The sequence below is a fragment of the Streptomyces sp. JLYT201 genome (assembly GCF_059448825.1).
In genome coordinates, this window is the sequence record NZ_CM182551.1 from 6,921,116 (window position 1) to 6,936,814 (window position 15,699).

General features: G+C 74.6%; 14 protein-coding genes. 5 read left to right on the forward strand and 9 right to left on the reverse strand.

Annotated elements, in window-relative coordinates; translation table 11 throughout:
- Window positions 1–87: 87 nt before the first annotated feature.
- From AC5WAM_RS29225 to AC5WAM_RS29240, 4 genes are all read right to left on the reverse strand, one after another.
- Window positions 88–951, reverse strand: a complete 864-nt coding sequence (locus tag AC5WAM_RS29225) for a hypothetical protein (protein WP_366794790.1) — start codon at window positions 949–951, stop codon at window positions 88–90.
- A gap of 223 nt (window positions 952–1,174) precedes the next feature.
- Window positions 1,175–2,215 carry an N-acetylmuramoyl-L-alanine amidase gene (locus AC5WAM_RS29230; RefSeq protein ID WP_495519368.1) on the reverse strand — a complete coding sequence of 347 codons (1,041 nt, stop codon included), beginning with the start codon at window positions 2,213–2,215 and terminating at the stop codon, window positions 1,175–1,177.
- Window positions 2,216–2,225: 10 nt separating this feature from the next.
- The gene (locus AC5WAM_RS29235) at window positions 2,226–2,900 is read right to left on the reverse strand and encodes a class I SAM-dependent methyltransferase (RefSeq protein WP_495519369.1); all 675 of its coding nucleotides are present in this window, start codon (window positions 2,898–2,900) and stop codon (window positions 2,226–2,228) included.
- A gap of 108 nt (window positions 2,901–3,008) precedes the next feature.
- A complete protein-coding gene (locus AC5WAM_RS29240; RefSeq protein ID WP_495519370.1) occupies window positions 3,009–4,763 on the reverse strand; it encodes an MFS transporter in 1,755 nt (584 codons plus the stop codon).
- 413 nt (window positions 4,764–5,176) lie between these two features.
- On the opposite strand from AC5WAM_RS29240, the gene AC5WAM_RS29245 reads away from it, so the two are divergent.
- Window positions 5,177–6,394: a lipid-transfer protein gene (locus tag AC5WAM_RS29245; RefSeq protein WP_495519371.1), complete on the forward strand. Its 1,218-nt coding sequence runs from the start codon at window positions 5,177–5,179 to the stop codon at window positions 6,392–6,394.
- Between the two features lie 72 nt (window positions 6,395–6,466).
- Window positions 6,467–7,894, forward strand: a complete 1,428-nt coding sequence (locus AC5WAM_RS29250) for a DHA2 family efflux MFS transporter permease subunit (protein ID WP_366794795.1) — start codon at window positions 6,467–6,469, stop codon at window positions 7,892–7,894.
- 9 nt (window positions 7,895–7,903) lie between these two features.
- Here AC5WAM_RS29250 and AC5WAM_RS29255 read toward each other — a convergent pair whose 3' ends face one another.
- The 3 genes from AC5WAM_RS29255 to AC5WAM_RS29265 form a co-directional block, all read right to left on the reverse strand.
- Window positions 7,904–8,545 (reverse strand): response regulator transcription factor, encoded by a 642-nt coding sequence (locus AC5WAM_RS29255; protein WP_138959446.1) that lies wholly within the window; start codon window positions 8,543–8,545, stop codon window positions 7,904–7,906.
- A 130-nt stretch (window positions 8,546–8,675) separates the two neighbouring features.
- Window positions 8,676–9,191, reverse strand: coding sequence for a lytic polysaccharide monooxygenase auxiliary activity family 9 protein (locus tag AC5WAM_RS29260; protein WP_138959445.1), 516 nt, complete (start codon window positions 9,189–9,191; stop codon window positions 8,676–8,678).
- A gap of 226 nt (window positions 9,192–9,417) precedes the next feature.
- A complete protein-coding gene (locus AC5WAM_RS29265; RefSeq protein ID WP_495519372.1) occupies window positions 9,418–10,695 on the reverse strand; it encodes a sensor histidine kinase in 1,278 nt (425 codons plus the stop codon).
- Window positions 10,696–11,006: 311 nt separating this feature from the next.
- Between AC5WAM_RS29265 and AC5WAM_RS29270 the strand changes: the two genes are divergently transcribed.
- The 3 genes from AC5WAM_RS29270 to AC5WAM_RS29280 all read left to right on the forward strand — a co-directional run bounded on the left by AC5WAM_RS29270 (window position 11,007) and on the right by AC5WAM_RS29280 (window position 13,982).
- Window positions 11,007–11,879 (forward strand): MaoC/PaaZ C-terminal domain-containing protein, encoded by an 873-nt coding sequence (locus AC5WAM_RS29270; protein ID WP_366794797.1) that lies wholly within the window; start codon window positions 11,007–11,009, stop codon window positions 11,877–11,879.
- A 74-nt stretch (window positions 11,880–11,953) separates the two neighbouring features.
- Window positions 11,954–13,030, forward strand: a complete 1,077-nt coding sequence (locus AC5WAM_RS29275; protein WP_495519373.1) for a Zn-dependent alcohol dehydrogenase — start codon at window positions 11,954–11,956, stop codon at window positions 13,028–13,030.
- 10 nt (window positions 13,031–13,040) lie between these two features.
- Window positions 13,041–13,982 carry a 3-oxoacyl-ACP reductase gene (locus AC5WAM_RS29280; protein WP_495519374.1) on the forward strand — a complete coding sequence of 314 codons (942 nt, stop codon included), beginning with the start codon at window positions 13,041–13,043 and terminating at the stop codon, window positions 13,980–13,982.
- 189 nt (window positions 13,983–14,171) lie between these two features.
- Here AC5WAM_RS29280 and AC5WAM_RS29285 read toward each other — a convergent pair whose 3' ends face one another.
- Window positions 14,172–14,327 carry a hypothetical protein gene (locus AC5WAM_RS29285; protein ID WP_366795596.1) on the reverse strand — a complete coding sequence of 52 codons (156 nt, stop codon included), beginning with the start codon at window positions 14,325–14,327 and terminating at the stop codon, window positions 14,172–14,174.
- 44 nt (window positions 14,328–14,371) lie between these two features.
- Window positions 14,372–15,676 (reverse strand): hypothetical protein, encoded by a 1,305-nt coding sequence (locus tag AC5WAM_RS29290; RefSeq protein ID WP_495519375.1) that lies wholly within the window; start codon window positions 15,674–15,676, stop codon window positions 14,372–14,374.
- Window positions 15,677–15,699 lie beyond the last annotated feature (23 nt).

The window sequence follows — 15,699 nt, forward strand, 5'->3', positions numbered from 1 at the left end:
GTCAATTCCCGCTCCCGCCGGGACTGTACGCCAGCGGCCCCCCGCCCGGAAGGGCGAGGGGCCGCTGAAGGCTTGCGGGGGGCCGGGTCAGCCGCGCTGGATCCCGGTGGTGTCCTGAAGCACACCGCGACGCCCGTCCTGCGTCTGCGCCACCAGGCTCTGGCCGCGCTGCTCGACGGCCAGGTACCAGGTGCCCGGCGCCAGTTCGGCGATCGGGGTCGGCGAGCCGTCCTCCGGGTACAGCGGGCGCGGCACCGGCACGGCGAACCAGAACGGCGAGAAGTCCGCCGACGCGGGCTGCGCCTGCGCGGCGGCCGGCGGCGGAGTGGCGCCGCCACCCTGCGGCTGCCCACCGAACGAGGGCTGCTGCGGCTGCCCCGGCTGCGCACCGTAGGGCTGCGACTGGGCGGCCCCCGGGTAGCCGTAGCCACCCTGCGGCTGCCCGCCGTAGGGCTGCGGGGCGACGGGGCCCGGGGCGCCCATGAGGGGGGCCTTGAGGGCGGGGACGATGTTGGAGGCGACGGCGGCGGCGACGAGGACCAGAGCGCCGATCAGGCCGAGGATGAGGCCCACACCGGCGTCGGGGGATTCGACACCGTTACCGCCGCTGGCGCCGAACCTGGAGTTGAGAAGCTCGAAGAACTTGTCGTAGGACTGGCCGGTGTCGAAGATCGCGCCGAGCGAGCTCCAGGCGGCGGCGAAGGTGAGGCCGATGCCGAAGGTTCCGAGGTCCAGACCGGCGACCTTGCGCTGCGAGCCCATGGCGCGGCCCACGACGATGAGCCCGGCGCCGATGATCCCGGCGAGGTAGACGCTCATCAGCAGGTTGCCGTTGTCCCAGGCATTGGGAGCTTCGTCACCGTCAAAGGTGTCGAGGAACGAGGCGATGAAGAGCAACACCGCTGCTCCGATCACCACGCCGTCGCCTCGAGTGAGGGAGCGGAAATTCACTTCAGGTCCTTCGTCAGTCGTCTCGTCGTTAGAGGCGTCGCTGTCGCCTGGTCGCGGTTGGCTCGCGGGCGTGAAGCGGCGGGGGTGGCCCCTCATCGTACGGAGGACCTTATCGTCCGCCCGGCCGGGGTGTCTGCTTGAGATAAAGATCGTCACTCAGTGAAGATCTCCCGGTTGCCGTCCCGTGACGAGGCGGCAACGGACTCGTCGGGACCGCCCGTACTCAGCCGGTGAGGAAGCTCGCGATTCCGGCTGAAATGCCGTTCGCGGCCTTCTGGCGCCAGCCGGAGTTCGTGAGCAGTGCCTCGTCCTTCGGGTCGCGCATGTTGCCGCATTCGATGAACACCTTGGGGACCTTGGAGAGGTTGAGGCCGCCGAGGTCGCGGCGGACGTCGAGGCCGGTGCCGTCGCCGACGTAGTTGGAGGGGGCGCTCTTGGTGGCGGAGAGGAACTGGCCCGCGATGCGTTCGCCGAGGTCGCGGGAGGGGCCGACGATGGCGGTGGTGTCGGCGGCGCCGCCGCGGACCTTCGCGGGCAGGATCACGTGGAAGCCGCGGTTGCCGACGGCCGAGCCGTCGGCGTGCAGGGAGACGACCGCGTCGGCGCGGGCCGCGTTGCCGATGCGGGCGCGCTCGTCGACGCACGGGCCCCACGCCCGGTCGCCGTCCTGGGTGAGGCGGACCGTGGCGCCCTGCCGGTGCAGCAGGTCCCGCAGCCGGTGGGCGACGTCGAGGGTGAACCGGGCTTCCGTGTAACCCCGGTTGGTGGAGGTGCCGGTGGTGTCGCACTCCTTGGAGTTGGTGCCGATGTTCACCGGGCGGTTGATCTCCGTGGTGTGCCGGAAGTTGCCCGGGTTGTGGCCCGGGTCGATCACCACGACCTTGCCCTTGAGGGGGCCCGAGGGCGCGGGGCGGCCCCCCGACGGGGCCTTGCCCGACGGCTTGTCGTCCGCCTTGCCGCGGCCCTTGCCGTCGCCCTTGCCCTTGCCGGCCGGCTCGCCCTTCGGCTTCTCCGGCCCGTCCGGGGCGGGGGACTTCGAGGGGCCGTCCGCGGTCGGCTTCGAGGGCGCGTTCTGGTCCGAGCGGCTTGCCGACGGCAGCGATCTCGGCGGCTTGGCGTCCTCCGGCCCGCTCGTCGCGTCGTGGATGAGGTAGCCCGCGAGCGTGGCGGGCGCGAGCACGGCGAGGGTGACCGCGAGCGTGCGGCCGCCGCCGAAGCGGCGGGGCGGGCGCGGTGGCTGACTGTCCGGACCTACGTACGACACGACAGGGAGCCTATCCGCGGCCGGAGTCGCCCGCGCCGGTTCGGCGCAGGACGCGGAGGGAGTCGGTGACGGAGGCCTCTGTGAACGTCCCGGACTCAAGGGCCCTGAGGTAGACGCGGTACGGGGCCTGCCCCGTCCACTCGTCCACCGGGTCGGGGAACACGTCGTGGATGACGAGCAGACCGCCCGGCGCCACGTGCGGCGCCCACCCCTCGTAGTCCGCGTTCGCGTGCTCGTCGGTGTGCCCGCCGTCGATGAAGACCAGGCCGAGCGGGGCGTGCCAGAGCCGTGCCACCTGCGGGGAGCGGCCGACGACCGCGATCACGTGGTCCTCCAGGCCCGCCTTGTGCAGCGTGCGCCGGAAGACGGGAAGCGTGTCCATCCGGCCCACCTCCGGGTCCACGGTCTGCGGGTCGTGGTACTCCCAGCCGGGCTGCTGCTCCTCGCTGCCGCGGTGGTGGTCGACCGTGATCACACTCACACCGGCCGCGCGGGCCGCGTCCGCGAGCAGGATCGTGGAGCGCCCGCAGTACGTGCCGACTTCGAGCAGGGGCAGGCCGAGGGCCGCCGCCTCGCGCGCCGCCGCGTACAGGGCGAGCCCTTCGTGGACGGGCATGAAGCCCTTGGCCGCCTCGAAGGCGCCGAGGACCTCCGGTGCCGGGGCCTGAGCCTGAGTGGCAGCCATCGTCGTTCCTTCCGGGCTCGTCCTGCGCGGGATCCACCCGCGTGCGTACGGGCGCCCATGGTGCACCACACCCCCGGCGCCGGGGCGACGGGGGTGCGGCCCGACGGCTCAGGCCAGGACCTCGCTGTCGCCCGGCAGCGCCAGGTCGACCTCGACGGCCCGCTCCTCGCCGCGGTGCACGGCCGAGACGGCGCCCGGCGCGTGCCCGGCGGCGGTGGCCGAGAGCACGTACGCGCCGTCGGCCGGGACCGCGAGGGCGTAGCGGCCCTCGCCGTCGGTGAGGGCCGCGCCCGCCCGGCGGCCCTGCGGGTCGATCAGCGTGACCTGCGCGCGGGCGACGGGCGCCCCGGCGGGGGACAGGACCCGCCCCCGGAACCCGCCGGTGAGCGCCTCGGCGGCCCGGGCGAGCGCGGCGTCCTCCTCGCTGCTGGCCCGCAGCTGCGGGTGCTGCCCGGCGGCGGCCCGCTCCTTGCCCGGCAGGAACAGCGCGAACACGAGGCCGATCGCGACGGCCCCGGTGGCGATGAGGAAGGAGGCGCGGAAGCCCTCCATGGTGGGCACCTCGACGGGGCCCGCGGTGTGGGCGGTGTTGGCGAGCACCATGCCGATGACGGCGCTGGACACGGAGGTGCCGATGGACCGCATCAGGGTGTTGAGGCCGTTGGCCGCGCCCGTCTCGGACGGGTCGACGGCACCGATGATGAGCGCGGGCAGCGAGGAGTAGGCGAGACCGATGCCCGCGCCGACCACGACCGAGATGACGATGGTCTGCCAGGCGGCGCTCATCAGGCCGAGGCCCGAGCCGTAGCCGATGGCGATGACGAGCATGCCGAGGATCAGGGTGACCTTCGGCCCGTACGCGGCCGAGAGCCGGGCGTACAGGGGTGCCGTGAACATCATCGTCAGGCCGAGCGGCGCCACGCACAGGCCCGCGACGACCATCGACTGGCCGAGGCCGTAGCCCGTGGCGGTGGGCAGCTGGAGGAGCTGGGGGAGCACGAGCGAGATGGCGTAGAAGGCGACGCCGACCATGATCGAGGCGAGGTTGGTGAGCAGCACCTCGCGCCGGGCCGTGGTGCGCAGGTCGACCAGCGGCGCCGCGACGCGCAGCTCCATCACGCCCCACAGGACGAGCACCACCGCCGAGGCCGCGAACAGGCCGAGGGTCAGGCCCGAAGTCCAGCCCCAGTCACTGCCCTTGGTGATGGGCAGGAGGAAGAGGACCAGGCCCGCCGAGAGGCCGAGCGCGCCGAGGACGTCGAAGGTGCCCGGGGCGCGCAGCGGGCTCTCCGGCACCAGCAGGACGATGAGCAGCATGGCGAGCGCGCCGAGGCCCGCGGCCCCGAAGAACAGGGCGTGCCAGTCGGCGTGCTGCGCCACCAGGGCGGCGGCGGGCATGGCGAGGCCGCCGCCGACGCCTATGGAGGAGCTCATCAGGGCCATCGCCGAGCCGAGCTTCTCGCGGGGCAGCTCGTCGCGCATCAGGCCGATGCCGAGCGGGATGGCGCCCATCGCGAAGCCTTGCAGCGCCCGCCCGGCGATCATGACGACGAGGTCGTCGGTGAGGGCGCACACCAGCGAGCCGACGACCATGACCGCGAGGCTCGTGAGCAGCATCCGGCGCTTGCCGAAGAGGTCGCCGAGTCTGCCCATGATCGGGGTGGCGACGGCGCCCGCGAGGAGCGTCGACGTCATGACCCAGGTGGCGTTGGACGGCGTCGTGCGCAGCAGGGCCGGCAGGTCCTTGATGACGGGGACGAGCAGCGTCTGCATGACGGCGACGGTGATGCCGGCGAAGGCGAGGACGGGCACGACGCCGCGGGGTGCGCGGTCGGCGCGGGAGTGGGCCGTCGCGTGGGACATAGGGCTGGTGCCTCCGGGACGAAGGGTGGCGGGGCGGTGGGGCGGTGGCGACGGCCGGGTGGGGCGTCGCGCGCGGCGTGGGTGCGGGTGTCGTCGGTGTGGGTGTGAGGGACAGGACGTCACGCGTGTGGCAGGTGGGGCGTGCGGGACGCCCGCGGTTACATGCACGATGAACTTGTTTCCCCGGGCGACTATTCCGACGTACGTCGAACCAGGGGAACTCTTGACCTCCCATTGACCGCGCCTGTACGCGCGCCGATCGCCCGCCCCGCTCGCCGCCCGCCCCTCACTCTGCCCGCCGCTCGGCGCCCTACCCTCTCGCGCGCGCCTCGCGCCCCGCATCTGACCTTCCGTCAGATTGGAACGTGTTCTATTCTGCCGCCGTCCCGCAGGGCACTGCCAGGGAGGCACGGATGAAGGCGTACGTCGTCGGCGTCGGCATGACGAAGTTCGAGAAGCCCGAGACCAGGGACTGGCAGTACTGGGACATGGCGGAGGAGGCGGGCACCGCGGCCCTGGCGGACGCCGGGATTCCGTACCCGGTGGTCGAGCAGGCGGTCGTCGGCTACTGCTTCCAGGCCTCGACGGCGGGCCAGCGCGCGGTGTACGGGCTCGGCCTGACCGGGCTGCCCGTCTACAACGTCAACAACAACTGCGCGACCGGCTCGACCGCCCTGATGCTCGCCCGTCAGCTCGTCGAGGGCGGCGCGGGCGACTGCGTCCTCGCCCTCGGCTTCGAGCGGATGAAGCGCGGCTCCCTCGGCGGGGGCGGCGGCGACTTCGCCGCGTCGCCCGTGGCCCGCCACTACGGCGTCATGGCCGCCCGGCACGGCTTCGCGGCCACCCCACCCACCGCCCAGATCTTCGGCAACGCGGCCCGCGAGCACATGGAGCGGTACGGCACGACGCCCGCGCAGCTCGCGGCGGTGGCCGCCAAGAACCACCGGCACTCGGTGCACAACCCCCTCGCCCAGTTCCGGTCCGCCCCCACCGCGGACGAGATCCTCGCCGCCGAGGTCGTCCACGCCCCGCTCACCAAGCTCCAGTGCTCGCCCACCTCCGACGGCGCGGCGGCGGCGCTCGTGGCGTCCGAGCGCTTCGTGGAGCGGCACGGGCTCGCGGACCGGGCGGTCGAGATCCTCGCCCAGGCCATGGCGACGGACACCGAGGAGTCCTTCGCCTCCGGCTCCTGCCTCGACGTCGTGGGCCGCCCGCTGACGCGCGCGGCGGCGGACCGGGTCTACGCCCGCTCGGGCCTGACCGCCGACGACCTCGACGTCATCGAGCTCCACGACTGCTTCTCCGTCAACGAACTCCTCACGTACGAGGCGATCGGCCTGTGTGCGCAGGGCGAGTCCGGCAAGCTCGTCGAGTCCGGCGCGACCACGTACGGCGGGCGCTGGGTGGTGAACCCCTCCGGCGGGCTGATCTCCAAGGGACACCCCCTGGGTGCCACGGGCATCGCCCAAGTCGCCGAGCTGACCTGGCAGTTGCGCGGCGAGGCGGGACAGCGGCAGGTGCCGGGGGCGCGGACCGGGCTCGCGCACAACATCGGGCTCGGCGGCGCGGCGGTGGTGACGCTGCTGCGGCGGCCGGAGCGGGGCGGCGCGGGACCGGGACTTCCGGCCTAGGTCCCGCGCCCCACGGCCTACCCCGCCAATTTCCGATGTACGGGGCACGCGTCGGCTGTCAGCATGGAGCCCATGCTGGAGACCCCCGTCGACACCCCGATATCCCGGCGCGCCGCCGCCCCCCTGTGGCTCGTCGTGGCCGCCGCCTGCGCCGGACAGTTCCTCGTCGTCCTCGACGTGTCCGTCGTCAACGTGGCCCTGCCGTCCATGCGCGCCGACCTGGGCCTCAGCGCCACGGGCCTGCAGTGGGTCGTCAACGCCTACTCCATCGCCTTCGCCGGGTTCATGCTGCTCGGCGGGCGCGCGGGCGATCTGTTCGGGCGCAAGCGGATGTTCCTGGTGGGGCTCGGCCTGTTCACGCTCGCCTCGCTCGGCGGGGGGCTCGCGCAGGAGGGGTGGCAGCTGCTCGCCGCGCGGGCGGTGCAGGGCCTGGGCGCCGCCGTCCTCGCGCCCTCCACCCTGACCATCCTCACCTCCGCCGTGCCGGAGGGGGCCGCGCGGGTGCGGGCCATCGCCACCTGGTCGGCGGTCGGGGCCGGGGGCGGCGCCGCGGGCGGACTCGTCGGCGGCGTCCTCACCGACGGGCTCTCCTGGCGCTGGGTGCTGCTCGTGAACGTGCCCGTCGGCGTCCTCGTGTTCGCCGCCGCGCTGCGCTGGATCAGCGAGAGCCGGGCGAGCGGCGCCCGGCGGCTCGACGTGCCCGGGGCCGTCCTGGTCACCGCGGGCATCGCCACGCTCGCCTACGGCATCGTGCAGACCGAGGGGGAGGGCTGGACCGCCGCCGCGACCCTGGTGCCGCTCGGGGCCGGGCTCGCCCTGATCGCCGCGTTCCTCGGCGTCGAGGCCCGCTCCAAGGCGCCGCTCATGCCCCTGAAGCTGTTCCGGGTGCGGTCCGTCTCGGCGGCCAACGCGACCATGTTCGTCTGCGGCATGGGCCTGTTCGCGATGTGGTTCTTCATGACCCTCTACGCGCAGAACGTCCTCGGCTACACGCCCCTGGAGGCCGGGCTCGCGCTCATCCCCAGCTCCGTCAGCGTCGTCGTGGGATCCAAGGTCGCGCCCCGGCTGATGCGGGTCATGGGGGCGCGGGCGGTCACCGTCATCGGCGCCCTGACCGCCGCCGCCGGATTCGCCTGGCAGTGGCGGATGCTCGCCGGGGACGGCGCGCACGGCGCGTACGTCACCTCGATCATGCTGCCGGGCATCCTCATGATGCTGGGCGCGGGGCTCGCGGGCACCCCCCTCGCGTCCCTGGCCACCAGCGGGGCCGAGCCCGGGGACGCGGGGCTCGTCGCGGGCCTCATCAACACCTCGCGCACCATGGGCGGTTCGCTGGGGCTCGCGGTCCTCTCCACGGTCGCCACGGCCCGCACGGCGGGGCGGCCCGGCGCCGCGGCGGTCGCGGACGGCTACGCCCTCGCGTTCCTGTGGGGCGCGGTGTTCCTCGCCCTGGCCGCGCTCGTCGTCCTCGTCTGGATGCCGCGCGCCGCCCGCGACTGACCGGCGGGACTACAGCCACCCCTGGTGGCGGGCCTCCCGCACGGCCTCCATGCGGTTGCGCGTGCCCGTCTTGCCGATGGCGGCCGACAGGTAGTTCCGTACGGTCGACTCCGACAGGTGCAGCGCCGAGGCGATGTCGGCGATCGTCGCCCCGTCCACCGAGGCCCGCAGCGCGTCCGCCTCGCGCGGCGTGAGCGGGCTCGGCCCCGCGCTCAGGGCGGCCGCGGCCAGGGCCGGGTCGATGACGGTCTCGCCGCGCAGCACCTGGCGGATCGCCTCCGCGAGGTCCTCCACCGGCCCGTCCTTGACCAGGAAGCCCGCCGCGCCCGCCTCCATCGCCCGCCGCAGATACCCGGGCCGCCCGAACGTGGTGAGGATGAGCACCCGGCAGTCCGGGCACTCCTCCCGCAGCTCCGCCGCCGCGTCCAGGCCGCTGCGCCCGGGCAGTTCGATGTCGAGCAGCGCGACGTCGGGCCGCGCCGTGAGCGCGGTCCGCACGATCTCGTCGCCCGCCCCGACCTGCGCGACGACCTCGATGTCCGGCTCCATGCCGAGCAGCAGCGCGAGCGCGCCGCGCATCATGCCCTGGTCCTCGGCGAGGAGGACCCGGACGCATTTCGCGGGGCGGCGGTCTTCGGGCATCTCGTCCATGGCGTCAGGCTAAGGCCGGAACGCCAGGTCGGGGCAGCGGGCGTGGTCCCGCCGGCCGGCCGGACCCCCGGGGGCTTTCGGGTCCGGCCGGCCTGCCCCCCGTCCGGGGGTTCGGGCGTGCCCCGGAGCGTCAGCCCCTGATGTTGATGTCGACGCAGGCGTAGAACGCGTTGGCGGTGTCGTAGATGTTCCAGACCGCGAGCATCTTGTGGCGGCCCGTGATGCCGCCGAAGTCGACGGTGTGCGTGACGGTCGTGGGCGGCTGGCGGCCGCCGTCGTTGATCTCCTTGACCTTGCGGCCGTCGACGAAGTACTGCCAGGTGCTGGTGCGGTGCGGTGCCGTGAGGCGCCATGTGAACTGCTGCGACGCGTTGACGTCGGAGACCTTCCAGCCCTTGCTGTCGTCGTCCAGGTCGCGGAACCGCGCGTTGCCGCCGCTGCAACTGGTGAGGCCCTTGGGGCCCTCGACGCTCTGCGGCTCCCACTTGATCTCGCCGCACGGGACGGTGTTCGCCGCGCACTGGGCCTGGCGGCTCGGCGGCGAGTTGATGTAGCCGTGGGCGCTCGCCGGGGTGACCGAGGCGAGGACGAGGACGGGCGCGCACACCGCGCCCAGGCCCGCGGCCAGCTTCCGTTTGGTGTGCATCGTGTGCTCCCTCCGCGGTGGGGGATGAGGGGCAGACCGGCCCGGCGCCTGGGCCGGTCCATTGGCCTAGACCTTACGGATTGACTGAACTCCGTCAAGAGTTGCGACAGGTTCTGGCACACCGCTCGCCATGACCGCAGGTCCGTGGGGCCCGTCGCGGGCGGGCTCCCCGTCATGAGCGGGTCCCCCGGTCGGGGCAGGCCCCGTCAGAGGCGGGCGCCCCCTGTCACGCCCGAGCTGTCCCGGCCGCCCGGGCGGTCCCGGCCCACCCCGCCCCCGCCTCCGCCCGCTCCCCGCCCCCGGCAGGCAGCGCCGCCGTGACCCGGAAGCCGGAGCGCGGCGCCGGCCCCGACTCCAGGGAGCCGCCCGCCGCGGCGAGGCGTTCGGCCAGGCCCTTGAGGCCGCTGCCGGGCGGGGTCGAGCCGACGCCGCGGCCGTCGTCGGTGATCGCCAGGCGGGTCCGGTCCGCGGTGCCGGTGACCTCGATCTCGCACCGGCTGGCCCGGGCGTGCCGGACGACGTTGGTGGCCGCCTCGCGCACCACCCAGCCGAGCAGCGCCGACGACGGCGGGTCCAGCGGCGGCCCCGACTGGCGCACGACCGTCTCCACGCCCGCGGCGTCCAGCAGGTCGCGCACCCGGTCGAGCTCCGTGGCCAGCGAGGCCTCGCGGTAACCGGTGACGGCCTCGCGGATCTCGGTGAGCGCCTGCCTGCCGACGGACTCGATGTCCGCGACCTGGCCGAGCGCCGCGTCCATGTCGCGCGGCGCGAGGCGGCGCGCGGCCTCCGACTTCACCACGATCACCGACAGGGTGTGGCCGAGCAGGTCGTGCAGGTCCCGGGAGAAGCGCAGCCGCTCCTCCGCCACCGCGCGCCGCGCCAGCTCCTCCCGGGCCGCCCGCAGGTCCCGTACCGCCTCGGACAGGGACAGGATCGCCGCCGTCACCATCGTCGAGAGGAACGTGCCGTAGGCGATGTTGACGCCGTCCCAGCCCTCCCTGAGCCCGGCGACCGCGCCCGCGAGGGCGCTCAGGGCCAGGCCGACCGGGCCGAGGCGGCGCCCCCGGACCACCGCGCCGACGGCGAGGCCGAACAGCGGGAAGAACATCAGCCAGTTCCCGCCGTACCCCGCGGCGAGCGCGACGGTCAGCGCCCCCATCGCCAGGAGCGCGCCCAGCGTGGTGCGCGACTCCCGCTTGGCCTTGTCGAAGGCCCGGAACGCGATCGAGACGTACAGCGAGTTGAAGACCAGCAGCCCGATGGCCGCGATCCACGGGTTCGCGGTCCTGCCTTGGAGCAGATGGGAGAACGCGCCCAGGCCCATGAGCAGCCACGGGAGCAGCGCGAAGCCGTTGGGCGGGCCCGCGAGCGCCGTCCTGTCGTTCTTGCAGTTCCGCCGCTGCTCCCGCCAGGCGGCCTTCTGCCGCGGCCACTCGGCGTGCCAGGCGGCACGTGCCGCGCGCGCCTCGTGCAGTCGGCGGGTGACACCGCGCATCCAGGACATCTCGTACTCCCCCGATTCCGTTCCTTGCGTGAGGTCGACAGTACGAAACGCGGACCGGGGCTGCGTAGACCGCTGCGTACGGTCCTGGCCAGGACAAATGTCACGGGTGTCGATGGCGGCGACAGAACTGACGGCGCGTCAGGAAGTGGTCGTCGGCAGCCTTCCCAACTCCGGGGCGCTGGGCTATACAGGAGAGCGCCGGACTGGAACGCGTTCTAGAACGGGCTCCTCCGGCCCCGTCGCGACCTCGGTGCGGCCGACGGTGCGGACGGTCGCACCGAGGTCTCACGACCACCAAGGAGCCGCCACCCATGCCCATCGATGCCGCCAAGGCCCTGGCCGCCGAGCCCCGCAGCGCCGAGATCGCCTGGGGCCACAAGGACGTGCAGCTCTACCACCTCGGCATCGGCGCCGCCGCCAACCCCGACAAGGAGCACCCCGCCACCGACCCGGACGAGCTGCGCTACACGCTGGAGTCCCGGCTGCACGTGCTGCCCAGCTTCGCCACCGTCGCGGGCGCGGGCATGGGGGCCATGAGCGCGCTCTCCGCACCCGGCATCGACGTGCACCTGGCCGCCGTCCTGCACGGCGGCCAGGCCATCGAGCTGCACCGCCCCATCCCGGTGAGCGGCACGGCCACGCTGACCTCCAGGGTCGCGGCCGTCCACGACAAGGGCAAGGCCGCCGTGATCGTCCTGCGCGCCGAGGCGGTGGACGGCGACGGGCCGCTGTGGGCGAGCGAGGCACAGCTCTTCCTCCGCGGCGAGGGCGGCTTCGGCGGCGAGCGCGGCCCCTCCGCGCGGCTCGACCCGCCCGACCGGCCCTTCGACCGGACCGTCGAGCGCCCCGTCCGGGAGGACCAGGCACTGCTCTACCGCCTGTCCGGCGACTGGAACCCGATGCACGCCGACCCCGAGTTCGCCGCGCTCGGGGGCTTCGACCGGCCGATCCTGCACGGCCTGTGCTCGTACGGGATGACGCTCAAGGCCGTCGTGGACACCGTGCTCGGCGGCGACGTGTCACGGGTGCGCGGCTACCGCACCCGCTTCGCCGGGGTCGTCTTCCCCGGCGAGACCCTGCACATCGGCATGTGGGAGTCCGCGGGCCGGGTCCAGGCGGTCGTCACGGCCCTGGAGCGGGACGGGGCGCCGGTGCTCGCGGACACGGTCGTGGAGCACGACTGACGTGTCCGGCCGGGCACGGCCGACGTACGGACCACCGGTGCACGTACCCCAGAGGTGAGAGGAGCCCCACCCCCATGCGCGCAGCCGTACTGCACGAGACGGGCCAGGACAAGCTCGACGTGCTCGACGACGTCGAGGCCGTGGGCTTCGGCCCGGGCAAGGTGCGCATCCGCGTCCGGGCCACGGGCCTGTGCCACTCCGACCTGTCCGCGATGAACGGCGTCCTGCCGCAGCCCGCGCCGTTCGTGCCCGGGCACGAGGGCGCGGGCGAGGTCATCGATGTCGGTGACGGCGTCACGAACGTCAAGCAGGGCGACCGGGTCGTGGTGTGCTGGCTCCCGGCCTGCGGACGGTGTCCCGCCTGCCGGCGCGGCCAGACCGAGCTGTGCCTCGCCGGGTTCATGAACGCGGGCACGCCCAACTTCAAGCGCCCGCAGGGCGACGTCTTCGGCTTCGCGGGCACCGGCACCTTCACCGAGGAGGTCGTGGTCGACGCGGCCTGCGCGGTGCCCGTCCCGGACGACGTGCCCTACGACATCGCGGCGCTCATCGGCTGCGGCGTCACCACCGGGCTCGGCGCCGCGCTCAACACCGCCGACGTGGCGGCCGGTTCGTCCGTCGCCGTCATCGGCTGCGGCGGCGTCGGCGTCTCGGCGATCCAGGGCGCGCGGCTCAAGGGCGCGGCCCACATCGTGGCCGTCGACCCCGTGGCGGCCCGGCGCGAGGCGGCGCTGCGGTTCGGCGCGAGCGAGGCGGTGGCGCCCGACGCCCTCGACGACGCCAAGCAGCGGGCGACGGCGGGCGAGGGCTTCGACTACGTCTTCGAGGTCGTCGGCAAGTCCGCCACGGCCCGCGCCGCGTACGAGGCGACCCGGCGCGGCGGCACGCTGTGCGTGGTCGGCGCGGGCGCCATGGACGACCACGTCCGGTTCAACATGTTCGAGCTCTTCTTCGACGAGAAGCGCATCCTGCCGTCCCTGTACGGGGGCGGGGACGTGCTGCGGTCGTACGAGCGGGCCATCGCGCTGTGGCGCGCCGGACGCGTCGACCTCGCGGGCATGATCACGCACCGGGTGCAGCTCGCCGAGATCAACGAAGCCCTGGACCAGATGCGCACGGGCGCGGCCCTGCGGACCTGCATAGAGATCTGAGGGAGGCACCGTGCTGCAACCGCTCGACGGTTTGTCGGCCGTCGTCACCGGAGCGGGCCGCGGGCTCGGCCGGGCCGAGGCGCTCGAACTCGCCCGGCTCGGGGCGAGCGTCGTCGTCAACGACTTCGGACAGCCGGGCCGCGACGGCACCGGCGCGGCGTCCGCCGGGCCCGCGGAGGACGTCGCCGCCGAGATCCGCGAGGCGGGCGGCAAGGCCGTCGCCCACTGCGGGGACGTGGCCGACCACGCCCAGGCCCGCGCCCTGGTGGACCTGGCCGTCGAGACCTACGGCAAGCTGGACGTCCTGGTCAACAACGCGGGCATCCTGCGGGACCGGATGATCTTCTCGATGTCCGAGGACGAGTGGGACTCGGTCGTCCGCGTGCACCTCAAGGGCCACTTCAACACCGTCCGGTTCGCGTCCGCGCACTGGCGCGAGCGCTCCAAGGCGGCGGGCGGCCCCGTCTACGGCCGGATCGTGAACACCTCGTCGGAGGCGTTCCTCGCCGGATCCGCCGGACAGCCCAACTACGCCGCCGCCAAGGGCGGGATCGTCGGCCTGACCACGTCCACGGCGCTCGCCCTCGCCAAGTACGGCGTGACGGCCAACGCCATCTGCCCCCGGGCGCGTACGCGGATGACGTCCGACGTGTTCGCGGGCTTCGCCGAGCCCGCCGAGGGCGAACTCGACCCGCTGGCGCCCGAGCACGTGGCCCCGCTGGTCGGCTATCTCGCCTCGCCCGCGGCGGGGCGCGTCAACGGCCAACTCCTCGTCGTGCACGGGGGTGTGGTGGCCGTGATGGAGCGGCCCAGGATCGCCGCGGTGTTCCGGGCCACCGCGGGGGCCTTCAGCTCCGGGGAGCTGGAGGAGTCCCTGACCCCGTACTTCGCGGGCCGCCCGGAGGGCGAGACCTTCGCGGCGACGGAGGTGCTGGGGCTGAAGAGGGATTGATCCCCTAACCCGCCCCTTCCCGAAACCGGGGCTGCCGCCCCCGGGCCCCGCCCTTTTCGGCGCTCCGCGCCTCGTCCTCAAACGCCGGACGGGCTGGAAATCCAGCCCCTCCGGCGTTTGAGGAGCGGGGGTCTGGGGGCGGAGCCCCCAGGAAGCGGGAAGGGGCGGGCCTGGGGCGCCCCGCGAGGGCTAGGCCTCGGGGCCCTGCCGACGGTGGCGGCCGCTCGGCTCGGCCTCCTCGTCGTGCGCGGCCCCGGGCCCCCGATGGCGCCCGTGCCCCGCTTCCTCGCCGCCCTCGGCGAACCGCGGATCGGCCAAGGTCTCCGCCGTCGTGTCGGTCGTCATGAAACTCACCCCGTAGTAAAGATCGTTCGTACCGGCGGGCGAGTCTAACCGCCCGCCGCGCGCCCCCCTAGGGGTGCCTGCTGGAGGGGCACGGGCCGGGTGGCCCGGGGGGCGCCGCCCCGCCCCCCGGGCCCGTCGGAGCCGCGCGGGCACGCGCCCGCGGCGGCGGTCTGCGGCGGCGCCCCGGCGGTCTCGGCGGGCCGGGCGGCCGGGGCGCCGGGCACCTCGACCCGGGCGACGCCGCAGACCGCCGCCCCACCGGCGTACGGCAGGTGCAGCACGCCCTCGGGCGTCCAGTGGCCGACGCCGGGCAACCAGCCGTCGGGCGGGGCGAGTTGGTGGACCTTGCGGTCGGCGGGGCGCCAGGCGCAGAGCGCGGGGCGGGACGCGGGGCCGGCGGCGTCGAGGCGCAGGGCGACCGCGCAGGCCTCCGGGGTGAGGACCTGGCCGGGCTGGATCGCGAACGGCGTCGCCGCGCTGCCGGGAAGGCGCAGGCACTCGGGGAAGCGCACCGGGTGCGTGCTGCCCAGCACGCCCCAGCCGAGGCGCGGTTCGCCCGGCGCGTCGGAGCGCAGGAGCAGCAGTCCGCTGGCGGCGTCGGCGAGCAGCAGCCGGTCGTCGCTGTCGGCCGCGATCTGGAGCAGCGGCGTCACCTCGCCGCCGCGCTCCAGGTCGACGGCCACCGTCTTGGTCAGCCCGTCGAGCTCCCGGTCGAGCGCCAGCATGCGGTTGGTGCCGTCGAGCCAGACGCCGCCGGTGCAGCGGCCGGGGACCTCGGCGAGGTGCTCGGGCCCGAACGAGCCGCCCGCGACCAGCCACACCGCCGTGGAGCGCTCGCCCGCCGCGAGGGCGTACGCGTACGTGCCGTCCGGGGCGGGCGGCAGCAGCGTCAGCTCCGCGCCCGCGCACTCCACGCCGCCGAGCGCCACCTCGCCGGTGCCGGGCCCGGTGGGGTACAGGAGCGCGAAGACGTGGCGGCCCGCGGTCCGCCGGTGCACCAGGACGCGGCCGTCGGCCATCGGGTGCACCGCCGTGCCGGGCTCCTCGGGCTGGTGCCCCGGCAGCGGCACGGCGTACGGCTCGGGGGAGCCGAGCGTCCAGCGCTCGGGGTACCAGGAGCCGCCGGTGTGCGCGAGCCGGGCGGCGTAGGCGCCGTCGGCGGTGAGGACGGCGGCCGGGGCGGGTCCCCGCCGCGGGGCGGCGGGCGCCGAGGGGCCGGGGGGTCCGGGCACGAGGACCGTTCCGCCGCCCGGCACCGGGACGCGCCGCGGCGGGGGTCCGGCGGGCGGCGGGGGCGGCGACGCGGCCGGGGGAGTGGGCGGCGAGGGCTCGGCCACAGGCGCTGTCATGGGGGTCACCTCCGCTCGCGACG

What these genes read in the sequence shown, in the direction of transcription:
- AC5WAM_RS29270 (WP_366794797.1), top strand. Translation starts at nt 11,007, where the DNA reads ATGCCCATCGATGCCGCCAAGGCCCTGGCCGCCGAGCCCCGCAGCGCC.
- AC5WAM_RS29250 (WP_366794795.1), top strand. Translation starts at nt 6,467, where the DNA reads ATGCTGGAGACCCCCGTCGACACCCCGATATCCCGGCGCGCCGCCGCC.
- AC5WAM_RS29245 (WP_495519371.1), top strand. Translation starts at nt 5,177, where the DNA reads ATGAAGGCGTACGTCGTCGGCGTCGGCATGACGAAGTTCGAGAAGCCC.
- AC5WAM_RS29255 (WP_138959446.1), bottom strand. Translation starts at nt 8,545, where the DNA reads ATGGACGAGATGCCCGAAGACCGCCGCCCCGCGAAATGCGTCCGGGTC.
- AC5WAM_RS29275 (WP_495519373.1), top strand. Translation starts at nt 11,954, where the DNA reads ATGCGCGCAGCCGTACTGCACGAGACGGGCCAGGACAAGCTCGACGTG.
- AC5WAM_RS29235 (WP_495519369.1), bottom strand. Translation starts at nt 2,900, where the DNA reads ATGGCTGCCACTCAGGCTCAGGCCCCGGCACCGGAGGTCCTCGGCGCC.
- AC5WAM_RS29240 (WP_495519370.1), bottom strand. Translation starts at nt 4,763, where the DNA reads ATGTCCCACGCGACGGCCCACTCCCGCGCCGACCGCGCACCCCGCGGC.
- AC5WAM_RS29290 (WP_495519375.1), bottom strand. Translation starts at nt 15,676, where the DNA reads ATGACAGCGCCTGTGGCCGAGCCCTCGCCGCCCACTCCCCCGGCCGCG.
- AC5WAM_RS29285 (WP_366795596.1), bottom strand. Translation starts at nt 14,327, where the DNA reads ATGACGACCGACACGACGGCGGAGACCTTGGCCGATCCGCGGTTCGCC.
- AC5WAM_RS29260 (WP_138959445.1), bottom strand. Translation starts at nt 9,191, where the DNA reads ATGCACACCAAACGGAAGCTGGCCGCGGGCCTGGGCGCGGTGTGCGCG.
- AC5WAM_RS29265 (WP_495519372.1), bottom strand. Translation starts at nt 10,695, where the DNA reads ATGTCCTGGATGCGCGGTGTCACCCGCCGACTGCACGAGGCGCGCGCG.